The following is an 18335-nucleotide window of genomic DNA, read 5'->3' as shown; positions in this document are numbered from 1 at the left end:
TCCATCTGCTCACCTCACCGGCCGAACTCCGACCCGTATCCCTGCCGGTCCGCAGCCGCGGCCAGTCGCCGGTCGAGGTCGTCGGACCAGTCGCGGGCGACCTGCGCGTCGAGCACGGCCAGTCGCTCGGCCACGGGCGCGCGCTGCGCGGGCCCGCACCCGGCGAGAAGGGACTCGAACAGCGCGCGCAGGCGGCGTTGCACCTGAACCTGGCCGGTGCTGTGCCGTCGGATCTCGTCGGTCCCGATCGCGACGTAGTCCGCCCAGCTGCGCCGGATGCCGCGGACCGAGGGGTCGCTCGAGAACTGTTCGCCGCGAAGCCGCGGAGCCAGCAGGAGCAACAGGTCCTCGGTGTGGTCGAGCGCCTGGACCACGACGCTCGGATCGTTGCTCCCAGCCGACATCGCCTTGAGCGCGATGTCCGAGATCGCCTGCAGCGCCGCGGCGGGACTCACCGAGGGTTGATGGGTGTCCCCGAACAGCAGACAGGCCAGCACGTGGCGCTTCTCCACATGGGTCGGATCACCGACGATCTCGATCACCGGGAGATCGTGCGGCACATGGTCGCCGACGGCGACGAGCACGTCGATCCGGACGTTCCACGACGCCGCGTACCGCCGCAGACGATCACCGTTGACCGCCAGCAGGACCCGCCCCCGCGCGGTCACCTCGCCCAGCCTGATCTGCGTTCGCATCTCATCCGTCGCATTCGGGTCCGTCGCCGCGCCCGGGCCGGTCCCCAATAGCTCGGCGTCGCTCGCGTCGGAATCGGAGCGGGTACCGAACTCGGTTGCGGCGGCGCTCTCGTCGTGCCTGTCCGCCGGCGGCAGCTGCCGCACGATCGCCGACCGGCCGTCGTCGGCGATCCACTGCAGCAGGCGCGAGGTGTTCAGGATCGTCCCGACCTTCCCGACGAGCGCGATGAACAGGTACGCGCTGACGGTCGTGAGCATGAACGCGATTGCCGTGGACAGGCCGGGGGTCGGCTCGTCCGGACCCCCGACCGACAGGTCGATCGCGATGATCACGCTGTAGACGAAGGTCGCGAGGAAGAAGCCGGTGGACCACCGCATGACGGGTTCCTGCTGCAGCATCGGGATCACCCGCACCGAGATCGACGACGCCCCGAACTGCATCGCGAGCGTGACGGCGGTGAACACGAGACCGGTCAGGGTCGCCATCGAACCGGCGATGACGCTGAGCAGCGTCGCCAGGGTTCCCGGGTCGACCTCCAGTTCGAGCAGCTCGTCGAATCCGACGGTGGTCCACGCGGCGACGATCGCGAACGTCACCAGCACGACCGGCAGCCGCCAGATCGGGACCGTGCGCAGGGCCCGGCGCGTGCGCCGCCATCGGATAGCGGTCGCCAGCGCGCTCGGTACCTTCTCGGTCACCACGCCGACCGCCGTCGGGACGGACTCCGGCAGGGGAACCGGAACGGGAGCCGGCGCGTCGGGCACCCCGAAACGCCCCGCCACCGCCTCCTGCACGACGATCTTCCATCGCATCAACGGTTCTCGATATCGCTGCTCACGCCCGATCGCGCGAGCCAGTTTGCGGGGGCGGTTCTTGTATCGCCACCGGGCCCATGGTGATCGCGGCCGCGCGAGTCTCGCGGCACCGAACCACAGCAGGACCGGGACGAACATGCCCACCAGGCCGGTCCAGACCTTGCCCTTGATCAGGGTGACGATCGCCAGGAGCACGTTGAGCACGACGACACCCCCCGCGACCAGCCGTGCCACCAGGCCGTTCTCGTTTCGGATGTCCCCGACGACCTCGAACGCCCCGAACGGCTGCAACCCGAGGAGGAAGAGCAGACCTATGGCGATCGCGACGAACACCGCGTCGATCGACGTCCGCCCCTCCTCCGCCCAGTAGACGTCGCGCAGGTGGAGGATGAGCGCGAACTCGTCGAGCACGAGCGCCGCTCCGATGCCGAACAGGGCCGCCAGGACACAGTCGATCACCGGTGTCCGGAGCGGGTCGACCGCGACGAATCCGAAGCCCGCCACCAACATCGCCATCATGCCGAAGAAGGCGTGGTGCACATGCACCCCGCCCGGCGTCACGTTGCCCGGCCACCAACTGACCTCAGCGCGGATCATCCGCACACTGAAGCGGATGAACAGGAAGGTCAGGACGAAGGCGAGCAACAGAAAGAACAACGGCAGACGACCGGTCTCGACGATCCGCTCATCGAACCACCCGGTCATCCCCCGACCCTAGCGGCAGCGCCGGGGGTTCTCGCGGGCAATCGCGACTCTGATCTACGGGCCGAGCCGGCGCAGTGCACTCAGAGCCGCGTTGTGGCCACACATTCCGTGCACTCCGGCGCCCGGTGGCGTGGACGCCGAGCAGATGTAGACACCCGGGATTCCGGTGGCATACGGGTCGGCCGCGATCCGGGGGCGCATCACGACCTGGAGGGGATCGTTTGCCCCGCCGATGATGTCGCCGCCGACGAGGTTGGCATTGCTCGCGGCGAGATCTGCGGGCGTGCGCACGACGGACCCGACGATCCGATCGCGCGTCCCCGGCGCGAATCGTTCCAGCTGCGCGAGCACGGCGTTCGTGGCGTCGCCGCTGTAGCCATGCGGCACATGTGCATAGACGTACACCGGATGGACGTCACCGACCGACCGCGCCGAATCGGCCAGATATTGCTGGGCGACGAGGACGAAGGGCCGCTCCGGCATCCGGCCACGATGGATCTCGGCCTCGGACGCGACGACCTCGGCGGCGGAGCCGCACACGTGCACGGTGCCCGCCCGACCGGAGAACTCGTCCCGCCACGGAATTCCGCCGTCGACGGCGAGGTCGATTTTGACCGCGGCGGCGCCCGCCGAAACCGTCGATACGCCTTACGGACTCGGCTCGGGAGTGCGTCCCCCGCAAGGTCGGCGACCGCGCCGGGCTCCAGGTCGAGCAGGATCACATCCGCCGGTGGGAGGTCGGAGAGGGAGCTGACCCGATGGCCGGTTTCGATGCGGCCGCCCAGCGTTGTCAGCACCGCGGCGAGGGCCGCCGGCATTCGGGCCGTCCCGCCCTTGATGATCGGCCAGCCATACCGATGCGAGATGGCGGCGAACATCAGCGCGAACGCAGAAGTGGTCGGCCGGGTGAGCGGGTACCACCCATGGGCGGCGTTCCCGGCGAACAAGGCCGCCGCCTCGTCCGTGTGCCACACCCGTCCCAGGACGGTTGCGGGCAGGAGAGCGGCGGGCCCGAACCGGGCAAGCGGGCCGAGATGATGCGGCACGTGCAGGAGCGGGCCCAGCACTTCCTGCGCCAGGTCGTCGAAGTTCTCCGCCAACGGACCGAACAGGCTCCGCCATCGTGGGCCGTCGACCCCGAGAAGCCGACTGGTCTCGTCCAGCGAGTTCATCATGGCGCCGGCCCGGCCGTCGGGCAACGGATGTGCGAGGTCGATCTCCGGCCAACCCCATTCCAGGCCGTGGTCGGCGAGTCCGAGACTCTGGAAGAACGGCGACGCCAGCCCGATCGGATGCACGGCAGCACCGTCGTCGTGCAGCAGACCGGGCAGGATTCGCTCGGACGAGCGGGCACCACCACCGATCGTCTCGGCCGCCTCCAGCACGGTCACCTCGATGCCCCGCTGCGCGAGGGTGATGGCGGCGGCGAGCCCGTTGGGCCCCGCCCCCACCACGATGGCCGAGGTCATGAGCGGCATCGTATTCGATGTGCACCGGCACAACCGCGATCGCAGAACTCGATGCCGGGCTCGACATGGTGGTTGCCCGGATGAGCCGCCCGCCTCACTGCATGTCGGGGTGATCGGAACGTCGGGCCGGCCCGGGCTCGCTGCGTCTGACGGACGCCAGGCGGGACGACGCCTGCGCGCGTAGGGCGGCGACGTCCGCTGCCGGCGCGGGCGCGGTGGACGCCGCGAGTGAGGCATCGGGCAGGTGTCGACGCAGCTCCTCGATCAACGCCGCCGCCTGCCCGGGTGGACCATCGTCGTCGTGCACCACGCAGATCGCGAACTCCGAATCGGCCAGGCGTGCCAGGGCGGAATCGGCGGGAAGCAATTCGACGCAGGTCCGGGCCCGGCGAACCAGTCGCTGCTCCCGCTCGCGCGGGTCGTCGGTCGTCCCGGAGTCGTCGACTGACCACGAGATCACCGTGACCGCCGCGGCCGACCGCCGTCCGTCGAGGAGCCCCGCGGTCGCGAGTTCCCAGCCCGCGCGGTTGAACACGCCGGTCAGCGGGTCAGCACAGACCGCGGTGAGCAGCGTCCGCGTCAGCAACCCGAACGACTCGGCCGCCGCCGGGATGGCGACGGCGACGACGATGTAGGTGCTGAGGTACTTCGGTGCGGGCGCCACGGCAAGCGCGACGACGCACCCGGCCGTCAGCACACCGATGAACGCCCACGCCTGCCGACGCGGAAGAGTGGCACGGACGTACATCGCCAGGAACATCGCCGCGATCATGCAGAGGAACTCGGCACTGATCAGCTCGTGGAACGCCATCACCGCGGGGGTGGCCACACCGGCCGCGATCATGGCCGGTAGCGGGCGCTGCGGCCGCACCGACAGCCACCCCAGCGCCGCGAGGCCCAGCACGACGGCGACCAGTCCCCCGGTCGGGTCGGACAGGGTCGCCGAGTCGTCGGTCGGGAACAGCGTGAGAGCCACGCCCACCGCGTACAGCAGCGTCGTCACCGCCAGATAGGTCCGCAGCACATGCAGCGGCGATCGCGGGAGCGGGCCCCTCAGCGCTCCCAGGTGCAGGTCCGGTCGATACATCCCCCACTCCGATCCTCGGTATCGGTCCCCGATCCGAGGTTGCCAAATCGCGTCGAGTTGCGCGACCGGCGCGGGGTGGTCTCTCGGTATGACCCATTCGGGGACGGGAGCACTGTTCGGCTCGGTTCAGGTCCTCACCCCGCCTATCCTGATCCGATGAACACCCTCGTCACCAAGGTCGTCGTCGACGATCACCCGTTCTTCCGCGACGGTGTATCCCGTGGCCTGGCGGCCAGTGGACGGGTACGGGTCGTCGGCGAGGCCGCCGACGGTCTGGCCGGGCTCGAGCTGATCCGTCGGGAGAAACCCGACGTCGCGGTGGTCGACCACCAGATGCCGCACATGACCGGCGTCGAGGTCGCCCATGCGGTGTCACGCGACGGGTTGCCGACCCGGGTGCTGCTGCTGTCCGCGGTCACCGACGGCCCGATCGTCTTCCGGGCGCTGCAGGAGGGTGCGGCCGGTTATCTGTCGAAGGACGCCGATCGCGACGACATCGTCGGCGCGGTGACCCGGGTGGCCAAGGGAGAGACGGTGGTACCGCCGGAACTCGCCGCGGGACTGGCCGGCGAGATCCGCGCGCAGACCCAGCGTGATGCGCCGGCCCTGAGCGAGCGGGAGCGCCAGGTGCTCACGGGATTTGCACGCGGACAGTCGATTCCACAGGTCGCCGCCGAGCTCTACATCGGTGCGTCCACGGTCAAGACGCACACCCAGCGCCTCTACGAGAAGCTCGGCGTGTCCGACCGTGCGGCCGCGGTCGCCGAGGCGATGCGCCGTGGGCTCCTCGAATAGCGCGGACCCCTCGAAGCCAGGGGTCGACGACGGTGGCAGCGTCGAGATCGCGGGGGCGACACGCTATCTGGGTCTCGACGAGTTCGCCGACGAGCCGCGGATCCATGACATCCTGATCGGCCACGCGATCCGTGGCATCCGGATTCAGGTGGTCCTCCGACTATCTCTGTCGCTGTTCGTGTTGCTGACCGTCAGCCTCGACCCACCCGCGCACGCGGAGACGTTCAGCGTCGTGACGGCGATTCTCTACGCGGCCTGGTGCATCGGCGGGGCGGTCGTGGTCGTCCGCCATGAATCGGCGATGATCCGGTACTCGTGGATCGCGCTGCCGATCGACCTCCTCCTGCTCACCGCGCTCGCCGTCGCCGCCAGCCAGTCCAACGAATTGAGTTGGACCACCGACGTTCTCCTCAGCGGATTCGTCCTCGTGCCGATGATCGCGGCGATCGCGTTGCAGCCCAGGACCTGTGCGGTCGTGGTGATCGTCACGACCGCGGTGTACGCCGTCTCTTCCATGCTGGCCCGCACGTCGAACGGCGAGCCGTGGTCGGTGATCGTCCTGCGCATCCTCGTCGTCGCGGCGTTGGCCGTCGGCGCGATCCTGTTGTCCCGCCTACAGCGATCCCGGGTGAAGACCATCGGGGCGCTCGCCGCCGAACGCGCCCGGCTGCTAGACGCAACGATGGAGATCGAGGAACGCGAACGCCGAGATCTCGCCGACAACCTCCACGACGGGGCCCTGCAGTATGTGCTGGCGGCGCGTCAGGAACTCGCCACGCTACGCGACTCCGCCGATCCGGTGACCCTCGATCGCGTGGACGGTGCGTTGCGCGACGCGGCGCAGTTGCTGCGTTCGACGCTGAGTGAGCTGCACCCGGCCGTTCTCGAACAGGCCGGTCTGTCGGTGGCCCTCACCGACCTCGCCGCCTCGTTCGGTAGCCGCGCCGGTGCCCCGACGATCTCCGTCGACACCGCGGGCTGGCCGCCCGAACTACGCACGTCCGCCGACTCGCTGCTGTTCGCCACCGCGCGCGAATTGCTGACGAACGTGACCAAACACGCGTCCGCGACGACGGTCGACGTCACCGCCGAGTTCGATGACGGGCGAGCGCGCCTCGTCGTCGTGGACGACGGCATCGGGTTACCTGCCGACATCGACGTCGACGAGTTGATGCGTCGACGACAAGCCAAGGGCCACATCGGACTTGCCTCGCGACGCGTGCGCGTCGAGGGAAGCGGTGGCACGTTGTCGCTGTCGAACCATCCGGGCGGCGGAACCGTCGCGATCGTCGAGGTTCCCGCCCGCGAGGTGTGAGGCGCGCAGCGCCCGTGGCCACCGCGTCCCCCGATCGGTGGACGTGCCGTTCACCCCACCCATCACCCGGTCAGCGGAATCCCTTCACGCCCCATCCCCGGCAGAGTCAGTGGTGTCACCAACACAACCCCCACACCACACCGGAGCCCACCATGAAAACCACCACCCGCATCGCCACCGCCACCCTCGGACTCGTCGCCGCCACCGGCATCGCCCTCGGCGCCGCCGGCGCAGCCCACGCCGGCACCCTACCCATCACCCGACCCGGCGAACCCACCGTCGCCATGACCATCACCAACCACACCGACAAGCCCGAATACCTCCAAGGCGCCAACGCCGACGGCGGCCAATGGATCAACGCACCCCAACACATCCTCTACCCCGGAGCCACCGAAACCATCACCGCCACCGCACCCTTCACCAACCACCTCGACGTCAACGCCATCTACCGCATCGGCGCCTTCGGCCCCACCGCCAACTACCAACTCACCAACCACCCCCACAACGTCAACACCGCCATGAGCAGCATCTGGGGACCCCACGCCCAGAACTACTGGATGAACAACCACATCGACACCGGATACCCACAGGTCAACGTCGGCTTCGACCAGTGGTGAGGTCGAACACGTGGTGAGAAGGAGGAAGGAGATGGGTTCGGGGGCGGGTCGCCCGCCCCCGAACCCCGCCACTTCCACCATATGTCGACGACGGGGGCTTGCCGCAAGGCCCTGGTGGCCGTGCACAATCGCTCGACGACGACCGAGACGCAGGAGGCCATCGATGCCCGAGAGTGCAGACCACCCCGACATGGCGGGTACCCCGGAACGATTCCGGGTGCACGAGTCCGGGGCCTACTTCCACGGCACCCGCGCCGACCTCCGGGTGGGCGACTTCCTGACCCCCGGTCACCGATCGAACTACCGGCGCGAGCACATCTCGAACTACGTCTACATGACGAAGGTGCTCGACGGCGCGGTGCTCGCGGCCGAGATGGCGGTGGGTGACGGGCGCCCCCGGGTCTACGTCGTGGAACCCCAGGACGACGTACACGACGATCCGAACGTCACCGACAAGAAGTTTCCCGGCAACCCCACCCATTCCTACCGGAGCGCCCAGCCGGTCCGGGTCGTCGGCGAGATGATCGACTGGGTGGGACATTCGCCGGAATACCTCCGACAGTTCCGCGCAGGATTGGAAGCACTCCGGCAGCGGGGCGAAGCGGTTCTGTACGACTAGCCGGCCGTCACGACATTCTCGCCGCGACGGCGGCGCTCCGCGACCGGTCATCGGCCGCGGAGCGCCTGCTGCAGAGTCGAACTCACGGATCAGGGAAAGATGTTCTCCAGCGATCCGAAGGCTCCGCCGGCACCCGATGCGGCGAAGTTGGTGGTGCAGCCGTTGAACGAGACGTTGTCGACATTGACCTTGCCGGTCTTTTCGTTGGGCTGACTGGAGATTCCGTAGTGGTCGACCACGGTGGTGTGGCCCTCTGAATTGGCGGCCTTCACCAGATCATCCAGGGTGGCGTTGGTGCCTCTCTTGATCGTGCCGAGATCTCGGGTGGACCACCACTGGTCAGATCCGCCGGCATCCGCCTTGCCCGCACCAGCCGGCGCGGTCCAGACGAGCGTCGCAAATCCATTGCTCTCACCGGAGTTGGCCCCGGTCACGCGGAGTTGCCAGTTCGCCTGCCCGTCGGACTTGTTGAACGTGAGCGGCTTCGTGATGGCCTCCGTCAGCTTGAGCTGCCCGGCACTCTTGTACGACGCCTGGCGCGGTGTCTGCTCTGTCGTCACGAACTCGAGAGACCCGTCCTGATCAACAACATTGGTCGCCGTCACCTTGCCGGCCTGGCCGCGCTCGTCACCGAACGTGTTGCCCCACCCCGCCGGATTGGCCGGAGTGGAGACCGTGGCACAGTTCGCCTCCGATACGGGGGCTGCTGTTGCCACCGCGGGAGCGATCAGAGCCGCGACCCCGAGGGTCGCGCCAGCCGTCGTCACACGAATGAGATTTCTTCGCACTGGTTCTTTCCTCCTTTGTCGTTCGGGTCCATCGAACTCCCGCAAGCTAACAAAGGGATTAATCAGATACCAGCGCGATTAAAGGCATCTGAATGAGGAACACCTTTACACAGCGAACCTGACCTGCACGCACAGTGCATCAGTGGACCATGTCGCATGTTCGCTTTTAAATCCGGAAATCCCGGCTATCTGCCTATTCCGCACCACCCGGTGACTGTGCGCCGAATCCCATTGACTGTGCATCGAATTTCGTTGACTGTGTGCCGTATTTCGTCAATTGGACTCGTGGACTCAGAGCGTCGTCGCAATCCCACCGTCGACCGGAATGACCGTCCCGGTGAGGTAACAGCCGGCGCGGCTGGCGAGGTACACGACCGTGCCGATCATGTCGTCGGCTCGACCGATACGGCCCAACGGCGATGCTGCCGCGACTTCTTCGCCCAGCTCGGCCAGGATCGGTGCCATCATCTTGGACTCGAAAGGCCCGGGCGCAATGGCGTTCACGGTGACGTGACGCGGTCCGAGGTCCCGCGCGAGATGCCGCGTCAGCTGATGGACGGCCGCCTTGCTCGACGAGTAGGAGTACGACGCGGTGCGCGGCACCCGGATCCCGTCGACACTGCCGATCATGATCACCCGCGACGGGTTCTCGGCCGTCGCAGAACCGGTCAGCAACGGCAGCAGCGTCTGCGTGAGCACGAACGGCGTCTGGACGTTGAGTTTCAGCACCCGGTCCCAGGCGGAGTCCGGGAACTCTTCGAGGGGCGCACCCCAGGTCGCGCCGGCGTTGTTCACCAGGACGTCGAGGGTGTCGGTGTCCGACGCCACCTGCTGCGCGAGGGTTCGTGCGCCCTCGGGCGTCGACAGATTCGCCTGTAACGCAGTCAGTCCCGCGGCGCGCGCCTCGGCGAGCGCGTCGTCGTTGCGACCGGTGATGAGGACCCGGGCCCCGCGGTTGTGCAGTCCGTGGGCGATCATCGCCCCGATACCCGACGTCCCGCCGGTCACCAGCACGGTCTTACCACTCACATCGAACAGGTCAGAAGTCATCGTCGTCGGTACCTCGGTGCTCGTTTCTCCAGGAAGGCGGCGGTCGCCTCGCCCCGATCTTCGGTCATAGCCGTGATCATCTGCTGTCGGTTCTCGAATTCGACCGTGGCACTGAGTCATTCCGTCCCGGAAGACCGCCCCACAGAAACGGACAGACAACATATCGCTCGCGCCGGGCCGCTGTCGGGCGGTTTTCAGCACAGGCGGCGCGAGCCTGCCTACCGATACCCAGCCGCGCGGAGGGCAGCCATCAGTTCCGACCGTGATCCGGCGTCGAGCCGGCGTCGGATCCGGGCGACGTGATGCTCGACGGTCTTTGCCGAGATGTACAGGCGCTCACCGATTTCCCGGTAGGTGAAACCCTGCAGCAGCTCGTGGGCGACCTCGGCTTCGCGACCGGTGAGCGGCCCGCCGACCTGTGGAGTCAGCCGCCGATCTTCACCGGCCGAGCGAGCGGTGTCCAGGAGGCCGGCCGCGGTCGCAGGATCGTCGGCGCGAGACGCGGCCATACCCGCGAGACGCGCTGCCTCCCAGTGTAATCCGATGCTCCGTAGCGCTTCGACGGCGGCTGTGACAGGTTCCGTTGATTCGCCGGCGTCGTTCAGCGCGACCCAGGCGCGCGCACCGGTCGACAACGACCCGGCCGTGCGGTTCTGCGGCGCGGCGAGGTCGAGACGAGTCAACCGGTGCGCCACAGCGGACTGGTCGCGCGTGATGGCAACGGCTTGGACGCCCGCGAAGTCCCACGACGCCGACCACGCCGGGGGGTCGCCAAGATCCGCGAGCAACCGGTCGGCTGCGTCCACATACCGCGCAATCGCGGGAATCTGACCCAGTCGCGCTGCGGCGATCCAGAACTCGCCGAGCGAACGCAACAGGTAGAGGTCCACCTCGATGGCGGCGAGGAGCGACAGGCCGTCCTGCCACGCGTCCGACAGCGCGGACAGGTCACCGTGGCGCCGGGCCAACCCGAGCCGGATGGCCTGCACCCGAAGGCGTTCGGACATCCCCTGCGGTTCCGCCGTCGGGAGCAGACGCGCCGCCGCTTCGAGATCGCCGACGGTGAGCGCGGCCTCGGCGTCGAGAATGGTTCGGGCCGGCTCCGCCGCCACCGTCCGGATCGATTGCGCGGCAGCGGTGTCGCCGAGGTTCAACGCCACCGCGGCGGCCGCGTGCAGAATTCGGGCCGCAGACGGGCCTCGGGACGACGTCGCTCCCGCTGAGATCCCGCGCACCACGACGTCGACCGCGTCGCCGGTACTCATCTCGGCCGTGTCGTCGAGGGTGGCCAGCAGCCCGCGGACCACCAGCGACCGTGTGGCCCGACTCGCCACCGGCGCGCGGCCACGATCGGCCGCGCCGATGGCCGTGGCCGCCGCGCGGTCTCCGACCGCGAGCAGGGCGACTGCAGCCGACAACGACTGCGATGCAGAAAGATCGGGTCCCGTCCAGCGGTAGAGGTCGGCGGCGTGCGAGGCGAGTCCGCGCCGCGCCGCGACTGCGGCGGCGAGCTCCACCCACTCCGCGACCCATTCGTCTGTGGGTGCGGCCGACTCCAGCCGACGGTCGGCCGCGGCACCCGCACCGTCGAGATCCCCCGATGCCAGGGCACGCTGGGCCATCAGGAGCCGGACGTCATCACGCCCCGGCTCCACCCGATCGGCGGCCTGCAGGAGGACCACCGCCCGCGCCGCGGTCGCGTCGACCGCGCCGGCCAGCAGCGCGTCGACGATCCGCGGGTCGTCGACACCAGCCTCGGCCGCGAGCAGCGCGGTGTCGGGGGTGAGCTCGGTCGCACGCAGTCCGACGACGACCGAGTTGCGTCGTAGCTCGTCGATCTGCTTGTCTCCCAACACATCACGCAGTGGACCGGCCGCAGCCGAGACGAAGACGTCCGCGCCGCGTAACAGGCCGCACCCGCGAGCCCGGTCGACGCCTCGAGCGCGGCGGCTCGGTCGGTGCCCGCCGCTTCGGCGACGCTGTCGGGGTCGAGGGGCGCCCGGACCGAGGCGAGGGCCAGCACCGCGAGCGTGAGCGGATCGAGTCCGCGCAGCAGCCGATGGTGCCACTCGCGGGACACCCGATCGATGACGGCGATTTCGTCGGCCCCCGGCTCGTCTATGACGCGCGAGGCGCTGCTCGAAGTGCTCCGGAGCGCCCGCAGCACAGTGTCGATGGGAGCTCGCGCACCGCCACAGCGTCGACGGATCAGCGATGCCGTGGTCGGCGCGAGGGTCAGCCCGGCGCGGGACGCGCGGGTCAGGACATCGGCGGTACCCAGCGCCTCGAGTTCGAGGACCGCCCCGAACGGTCGGGCGCGGTCGCGCAACCGGCGGACGTTCGGGTCCAGTTCCCGCGGTTCGATCGTGGCGATCAGCCCGATCGTTCCCGCGTCGAGCATGCCCAGCGCGGTCTCGAACATGGCCACCGGCCACAGATGCATGTCGTCGGCCAGCACGAACACGGGACCCGCGCCGTCCGCGGCGGGCAGCCCCACACTCACCGGGAGGTCCCGTCGTCGGAGTTGTTCGTGCACGGCGTTCAGCAGTGCCGAGCGTCCGCTGCCGGGGGTGCCGACGGCCACGGCGCACAGCGGATGGCCCGCCTGCGCGCGATCGACGATGCTCGCCACCCACGACGAGGTGCGCGACGCGGCCGAGGACGGGTCCGGACGGTCACCGATCGTGGAGACCGGTGTCGTCGGGGTCATCGAACGGTCCAGGGGTGACCGGGGAGTCAACGGATTCAGCAGTCGATGCCGACGACGCCGGTGACGCCGCACAGCACCCGGCCGGTGCCGTCGAGGACCCCGCCCGGGGTGATGCCGCCACCGCCGGTGTCCGGTTCGGGGTAGTCCGGCGCCGGTGCAGGCGCTGGTGCCGGAGCCGGAGCGGGCGCCGGCGCTGGTGCTGGTGCTGGTGCTGGTGCGGGCGCTGGAGCAGGCGCGGGCGCCGGTGCAGGCCGGCCGGGGGTGCTTCCGGGCGCGGGGGCGCCGGCAGACGGGGCGCCCGCAGACGGGGCGCCGGCCGCGGTCCGCCGCGGCGAATCGGTTGCGGTACCCGGAGCCCGGGTCCCCGTACCGGTCACCGGTGCCGCGGTGGTGCCGGGACGCGCACCGGTCGCGGTGGTGCCCGGGGCGCCACCGGGGTTCTGCGTCGAGGTGGCCGTGGTGGTCGCCGCTCCCGCGGGCGGGGGCGTCGCCTCGCCGACCGAGCCGACGAGTCCGGTGCCGACGGAGAGGCCGGTTGCCGTGACGAGCGCCAGTGCGGCGGCGCCGACCGTGATGAGGGTGCCCCGCTTACGACGCGAGAACCGGGGAGCGGGCTCGGCGACTGGGGTGCTCGGAGCCGGGACGATCTCGCGGAGCGGCCGCTCCTCGGGCGCGGCCGAGACGAGGGCCGCGGTCGTGGCGGCGGCCGGCGCGCTCGCCGACCGGCGGGCGGCGAGCGTCGTGCCGGCCATCAGCGCACCGCCGGCTGCCGAGGCGGACGCGGGGTCGGGGTCGAGGACTACCGGCAGACGCAGGGTCGAGGACAGCATCTCGGTGACGAGCGGGATCGCCGCACCGCCGCCACCGAGCAGGACCGCGGACACCCCGGCCGGCTTCATCCCGGGGGCCGCGTGCGCGCCCGACGAGTCGTGGCCGACGGCGGACGCGGAGACCGCTTCACGAACCAGCGCGACCGCCTCCATGACCGGTGCGCGCAGCAGGTCCTCGATGTCGTCGCGGACCAGCCGCGCCTCGGTGCTCACCTGCCCGATCCGCACGTCGACGACGGTGTCGGTGTCCACCGACAGGGACTCCTTGGCCCGGCGGCACTCTTCCCGCAGCCGGTTCACGTCGTCGAGGATGGCGCCGCTCCGGGCTGGGTCGGCCAGACCCGCGTCGACCTCGGCGTCGGCACCGGTCACCCGCAGGGTGTGCGCCAGCAGCAGGCGGTCGAACTCGTTGCCGCTCACGGTGTCCAGATGCAACGGACGGCCGACCGGGGCCGGATCGGAGCCGGTGGCCAGGGCGGAGACGGTGAGCCCCGTGGCGCCGAGGTCGCAGACGACGACCGCGCCGTCGCCGAAGGCGCCCTCGGCGTGTTCGGCTGCGGCCAGGGTCGCCCGTGACTCGGGCACCCAGGTGATCGCGTCCGCCGGCACCGAGTCGGGGTGGGCGCCAAGTGCCGCCCGGGCGTCTTCGACGGCCTGATCGGACCAGTTGTCGGGGTGCACGACGGTCAGGTGCACGTCGTCGGACGGTGTCGAGTCGACGCTGTCCGTGCCGAGGTCGAGCCGGGCGACCAGCGCCGCGACCGCGTCGGCGTAGAGGTCGGCGGCCGCGATCGTGCGGCCGTGGTCGTCGAGCATCGGGACCGGGTCGCCGACCCGTCCGAGGAAGTCGTCGGCATCCACCAGAGCGGACGTCTCGACCGAGACCGCGCCCTCCCAGGACTGTTCCGAGGCGGCTACCGCCACGCTGTTCGCGGACCCGATCTTCACACCGATCCCGATGGCCATGACGCTCACTCCTGTTCGCACCTGCAGACGGTGGGCGGTGACGGTGCCGCGTCGTGCGGGCAATCCGTCGATGTCACGTGCCCCGGCCCCGGCGGCGCACTTCACCCAGTGTGTCGCGGACCGGCCCCCTGGTGTTAGCCCTGGCCGGGGATTAGGGGGAAAGTCCCGACCCCCCTATGCCGGCGGCGCCCGGACCCCGTCCCCGGTCGAAATCCCCTTGGGGGATGACCCACCCCCCGGTCGTCGGCAGGACTGGGGATTTACCCCGATGTCGTCGGGCCCCGAAGTCCATACGGTCGAACTCGACACGGGATCGAACTGCGATCTCCCCGACGCAAGGAACGACGCCATGGCGACCAACGCGGTACTCGACTTCATCCTCGGTCTGCTTCGCGACGAGGAATCCTTCAACGCCTACTGCGGCAATCCCCAGGCCGCGATCGATCGCGCCGGACTCACCGGCGTCACCCCCGCCGACATCTCCGCAGCCGCCCCGCTGGTCGCCGGAGGCGGTCTGGCCGCGGGCGGTGGCCTGGGTGCGATCATCGGTGCCGGCGGCGGGGCGGTCGGCGGCGGCGTGATCGGCGGCGGCGCGGTCGGTGGCGGCGTGATCGGCGGCGGTGGCGTCGGAGTCGGCCTGGGCGGCCTGGAGTTCGGCGACATCAACGTCGGCGGCGGAGACGTCAACCTCGGTGACGTGAACCTCGGCGGTATCGGTGGGCTCGAACTGGGCGACCTCGACCTCGGTGGACTCGATCTGGGTGGACTCGATCTGGGTGGAATCGATCTGGGCGACATCGACTTCGGCGGTCTCCTCGGCGGCATCGGACTGGGCGACATCGACCTCTCGGGTCTGTCCCTGGCCGATCTCGACCTCGGCGGTATCGCATTCGGTGACCTCGACCTCGCGGGCCAGCTGGCCGTCGCCCTGGGCGCAGCGCTGTCCGCGGGCCTGGGCGCCGGCGGCGCGATCGCCGCGCAGTTCGGTGCCGCGCTGGGAGCCGCGCTCGAGACGGTCGTCGACGGTGGCCTCGAGCTCGCCGCAGGCATCGGACCGGTCATCGCCGGGACGCTGGCCGGTGCGATCGGCGCCGAGGGCGCCCTGGTCGCCCAGCTCGGGGCTTCGCTCGACGCACTCCTCGCCGCAGGCGCCGACCTCGGGCTCGGACTCGGGGGCGGTCTCGCCGCGCAGCTGTCGACGGCGCTCGAACTGGGTGGCGAACTCGCCGGCTCGTTCGGCGCGACGCTGGGCGGTCTGCTCGGCGCCACGATCGGCGCGGGCGGCGCACTCGGCGCCGACCTCGCGGCCGCGCTCGGTGCCGGTCTCGGTGCGGGCGGCGCGCTCTCGGCGGTACTCACCGGCGCGCTCGGTCTCGGCGCCGAACTGTCCGGCGATCTGACCGCCGCGCTGACCTCCACTCTCGCTGTCGCGGGTGACCTCTCGGCGACGCTGTCGGGTCTGCTCGACGCGCAGGCCATCGCCGACCTGTCCGGCGAACTCGGCGCCACCCTCAGCGGCGCGCTCAGCTCGACCCTGGCCGCGGGCGGCACCGCGGCCGCGTCCGTCGGCACCGCACTCGGTGTGGCCCTGACGTCGACGGCCGCGGCGACCGGCGGACTGGTCTTGACCGGCGCGGCCGGCGCGAACGCCGTCCTCGGTGGCGCCCTGACCGCCGTCCTCGGTGTCGGCGGCGGCGCACAGGCCGGACTCGCCGCGGCGCTCGAATCCGTCCTCGAAGCCGGCGGGATCGTCGACGTCGAGGCGCTGCTCGAAGCCGGCGGCGATCTCAGCACGACTCTCGCCGGCGCTCTGGCCGCCGGCCTCGAAGTCGGTGGCGAAGCCGCCGCCGGTCTCGGTGCGGCCCTGGGCGGCACGCTGGCCGCAGCCCTCGAAGGTGGCCTGGCCGCCGATCTGACTGCCGGACTCGGCGGTGCCCTCGAAACCGGTCTCGGTCTCGGCGGTGCCCTCGGAGCCGGTGTCGGCGGCGCACTCGAAGCGGGACTGGGACTCGGTGCCGGACTGGGCGCGGGTCTCGGTGGCGCGGTCGAGGGCGCTCTCGGCGGCGGCCTCGGGGTCGCGGGCGGTCTCGGCACCGAACTCGGAGCCGCGCTCAACGGACTGTTGTCGGCCGGCGCCGCCTCGACACCGCGCTGAGCACCGTGCTCACCGGCGTCCTCGGTGCTGCCGCGGGCGCCGACCTGGGGGCCGCGCTGGGTGGCGCACTCGAACTGGGCGGCGTCCTCGGCGCCGACCTCACGGGTCTGCTCGAGGGCGGCCTGGCCACCGACCTGGCCGCGCAACTGGGCGCGATCGTCGGTGGCGGCGGTGAGCTCGCGGGCGAACTCGGCGCCACCCTGGGCGGCGTGCTGGGCGCGGCCGCAGGCATCGAGGGCATCCTCGACGCCGCCGCCGGTGCCGGCCTGAACGTCGGCGAACTGCTGGCCGCGGACCTCGGCGGTGCACTCGGCGTCGACGGCGCCCTCATCACACAGCTGGGCGGGGCGCTGGACGCCGCACTCGACGCCGGCGCGGGACTGGGCCTGGTGACCGAGACCGCCGCCGACCTCGGCGGAACCCTCGAGGCCGTGCTGGCTGCGGGCGGGGATGTGGGTGCCGACCTCGGCGCGTCCCTCGGCGCCGTCCTCGGGACCGCGCTGAGCGGTGAGCTGGGTGGTTCGCTGGCCGGCCAGCTGGCCGGCGGGGCCGAACTCCCGGCAGCCCTCAGCACCGTTCTCAGCTCCGCACTCGACGTGGATCTGTCGGCCACCGACGGCCTCGTCGCGACCCTGGACTCGACCCTGGAGGCGACGGGTGGCCTGGGCGGGGCGCTGAGCGGCGAACTCGAGGCGATCGTCAACCCGAGCCTCATCCTCTCCCCCGAGGGCACCATCACCGTGGGCGGACCGCTCCTGGTCACCGAAACCCTCGGCGGCACAGTGGTCGACAGCCTCACCGGCAACCTGGGCGCGGGCACACTGGCCGGCCTGGGCACCGTCGCCGAGACCGGCACGGACCTGGTCGCCGGGCTGGACAGCACTCTGCAGGGCGGCCTGGAGGGGACCCTCGAGACCGGACTCGCCGGCCTGGGCGCCGGGAACGGCGAGGCCGATCTGGGCGCCACCGCCGGTCCGGTTCTCGACGGTGCTCTCGGCGCCGGCGCAGGCGTGGGCGGAGGCCTCGGTGGGGATCTCGGTCTGGGCGGCGACCTCGGCCTGGGCGGTGCGCTCGACACCGAGCTGCCCGCAGAGGTCACATCTGAACTGACCACCGCGATCTCCGGCACGGCCGGCGGCGCAGTGGACGTGGTCGGCGACGCCGCGGGCTCACTCGAGGCCGGGGTCGGCGGCACCCTCGACACGACCACCGACATCGTCGGTGGGGTGACCGGTGGTCTGACCGGCGGCGCAGTGGTCGGTGGTGGCGTGGACGCCGGCGGCGGTGCCGGCGCGGACGGCGGCCTGGACCTGGGCGGCGTGACCGACACCGGTGCCGAACTCGGCGGCGCGGTCGACACCACCGTCGGCGGCGCGGTCGACTCGACCGTCGGAGGCGTGGCCGACACGACCGCCGACCTCACCGGCGGATTGACCGGCGGTCTCACCGGAGGCCTGACCGGTGGCCTCGGTGGCGACACAGACACCGGGATCGGCGTCAACACCCCGGACGCCGGACCCGACGCCGACTGACCGGGTCACGTCGGCAAACCCGCCCCGGGATCGTCCCACGCTCCAGCAACCCTGGACGTGGGCCGGCCCCGGGGCGGTCCTCGTCCGGCCCCGCCTTCGCCCGGCATGTTCGCACGCACCGCCCGAACGAGTGCGGAGCCCCGGCGATGCCGACCGGACGGGCCGACTCACCGCTACCGTGAGGAC

The 18335-nt window shown here is 70.8% G+C and carries 13 protein-coding genes and 1 pseudogene; 6 read left to right on the top strand and 8 right to left on the bottom strand.

Translation table 11 applies throughout. From position 1 onward, the window contains the following. Window positions 1–14: 14 nt before the first annotated feature. The 3 genes and pseudogenes from QAD21_RS00915 to QAD21_RS00905 all read right to left on the bottom strand — a co-directional run bounded on the left by QAD21_RS00915 (window position 15) and on the right by QAD21_RS00905 (window position 4772). Complete coding sequence (locus QAD21_RS00915; RefSeq protein ID WP_280360383.1) at window positions 15–2216, bottom strand: DUF2254 family protein; 2202 nt, start codon at window positions 2214–2216, stop codon at window positions 15–17. A 54-nt stretch (window positions 2217–2270) separates the two neighbouring features. Next, window positions 2271–3685: pseudogene (locus QAD21_RS00910) on the bottom strand (NAD(P)/FAD-dependent oxidoreductase). 94 nt (window positions 3686–3779) lie between these two features. Next, window positions 3780–4772 carry a hypothetical protein gene (locus tag QAD21_RS00905; RefSeq protein WP_205333935.1) on the bottom strand — a complete coding sequence of 331 codons (993 nt, stop codon included), beginning with the start codon at window positions 4770–4772 and terminating at the stop codon, window positions 3780–3782. A gap of 156 nt (window positions 4773–4928) precedes the next feature. On the opposite strand from QAD21_RS00905, the gene QAD21_RS00900 reads away from it, so the two are divergent. The 4 genes from QAD21_RS00900 (at window position 4929) to arr (ending at window position 8118) form a co-directional block, all read left to right on the top strand. Next, entirely contained in the window at window positions 4929–5567 is a 639-nt protein-coding gene (locus tag QAD21_RS00900; RefSeq protein ID WP_247450845.1) for a response regulator transcription factor, read from the top strand. After that, window positions 5551–6882 carry an ATP-binding protein gene (locus tag QAD21_RS00895; RefSeq protein WP_247450843.1) on the top strand — a complete coding sequence of 444 codons (1332 nt, stop codon included), beginning with the start codon at window positions 5551–5553 and terminating at the stop codon, window positions 6880–6882. The genes QAD21_RS00900 and QAD21_RS00895 overlap by 17 nt, the downstream gene beginning before the upstream one ends. 152 nt (window positions 6883–7034) lie before the next feature. Beyond that, on the top strand, window positions 7035–7499 hold the full coding sequence (locus tag QAD21_RS00890) for a hypothetical protein (protein WP_280360382.1): 465 nt from the start codon (window positions 7035–7037) through the stop codon (window positions 7497–7499). A 163-nt stretch (window positions 7500–7662) separates the two neighbouring features. Next, window positions 7663–8118, top strand: a complete 456-nt coding sequence (arr, locus tag QAD21_RS00885; RefSeq protein ID WP_238994984.1) for an NAD(+)--rifampin ADP-ribosyltransferase — start codon at window positions 7663–7665, stop codon at window positions 8116–8118. Window positions 8119–8207: 89 nt separating this feature from the next. Here the strand turns inward: arr and QAD21_RS00880 are convergent, their stop codons facing one another. From QAD21_RS00880 to QAD21_RS00860, 5 genes are all read right to left on the bottom strand, one after another. Next, window positions 8208–8885, bottom strand: a complete 678-nt coding sequence (locus tag QAD21_RS00880; RefSeq protein WP_280361861.1) for a hypothetical protein — start codon at window positions 8883–8885, stop codon at window positions 8208–8210. 312 nt (window positions 8886–9197) lie between these two features. Further along, window positions 9198–9956, bottom strand: coding sequence for an SDR family oxidoreductase (locus tag QAD21_RS00875; protein ID WP_247450839.1), 759 nt, complete (start codon window positions 9954–9956; stop codon window positions 9198–9200). Window positions 9957–10174: 218 nt separating this feature from the next. Further along, on the bottom strand, window positions 10175–10465 hold the full coding sequence (locus QAD21_RS00870) for a helix-turn-helix transcriptional regulator (protein WP_247450837.1): 291 nt from the start codon (window positions 10463–10465) through the stop codon (window positions 10175–10177). 1112 nt (window positions 10466–11577) lie between these two features. Next, window positions 11578–12666, bottom strand: coding sequence for a hypothetical protein (locus tag QAD21_RS00865; protein WP_280360381.1), 1089 nt, complete (start codon window positions 12664–12666; stop codon window positions 11578–11580). A 35-nt stretch (window positions 12667–12701) separates the two neighbouring features. Further along, complete coding sequence (locus tag QAD21_RS00860) at window positions 12702–14462, bottom strand: Hsp70 family protein (RefSeq protein ID WP_280360380.1); 1761 nt, start codon at window positions 14460–14462, stop codon at window positions 12702–12704. Between the two features lie 349 nt (window positions 14463–14811). Here QAD21_RS00860 and QAD21_RS00855 point away from each other — a divergent pair, with 349 nt between their 5' ends. Continuing rightward, window positions 14812–16617: an IniB N-terminal domain-containing protein gene (locus QAD21_RS00855; protein ID WP_280360379.1), complete on the top strand. Its 1806-nt coding sequence runs from the start codon at window positions 14812–14814 to the stop codon at window positions 16615–16617. Between the two features lie 5 nt (window positions 16618–16622). After that, window positions 16623–18149, top strand: a complete 1527-nt coding sequence (locus tag QAD21_RS00850; protein WP_280360378.1) for a hypothetical protein — start codon at window positions 16623–16625, stop codon at window positions 18147–18149. The last annotated feature ends 186 nt before the right edge of the window (window positions 18150–18335 follow it).

The sequence above is a fragment of the Gordonia sp. SMJS1 genome (genome assembly GCF_029866425.1).
In the GTDB taxonomy this organism is placed as follows: domain Bacteria; phylum Actinomycetota; class Actinomycetes; order Mycobacteriales; family Mycobacteriaceae; genus Gordonia; species Gordonia hongkongensis.
The sequence above is the reverse complement of the archived record's forward strand: the minus strand, read 5'-3'. Positions and strand labels throughout refer to the sequence as shown.

Coding starts and splice junctions, on each gene's coding strand:
- QAD21_RS00915 (WP_280360383.1), bottom strand. CDS start 2,216: ATGACCGGGTGGTTCGATGAGCGGATCGTCGAGACCGGTCGTCTGCCG.
- QAD21_RS00905 (WP_205333935.1), bottom strand. CDS start 4,772: ATGTATCGACCGGACCTGCACCTGGGAGCGCTGAGGGGCCCGCTCCCG.
- QAD21_RS00900 (WP_247450845.1), top strand. CDS start 4,929: ATGAACACCCTCGTCACCAAGGTCGTCGTCGACGATCACCCGTTCTTC.
- QAD21_RS00890 (WP_280360382.1), top strand. CDS start 7,035: ATGAAAACCACCACCCGCATCGCCACCGCCACCCTCGGACTCGTCGCC.
- arr (WP_238994984.1), top strand. CDS start 7,663: ATGCCCGAGAGTGCAGACCACCCCGACATGGCGGGTACCCCGGAACGA.
- QAD21_RS00875 (WP_247450839.1), bottom strand. CDS start 9,956: ATGACTTCTGACCTGTTCGATGTGAGTGGTAAGACCGTGCTGGTGACC.
- QAD21_RS00870 (WP_247450837.1), bottom strand. CDS start 10,465: ATGGCCGCGTCTCGCGCCGACGATCCTGCGACCGCGGCCGGCCTCCTG.
- QAD21_RS00865 (WP_280360381.1), bottom strand. CDS start 12,666: ATGACCCCGACGACACCGGTCTCCACGATCGGTGACCGTCCGGACCCG.
- QAD21_RS00860 (WP_280360380.1), bottom strand. CDS start 14,462: ATGGCCATCGGGATCGGTGTGAAGATCGGGTCCGCGAACAGCGTGGCG.
- QAD21_RS00855 (WP_280360379.1), top strand. CDS start 14,812: ATGGCGACCAACGCGGTACTCGACTTCATCCTCGGTCTGCTTCGCGAC.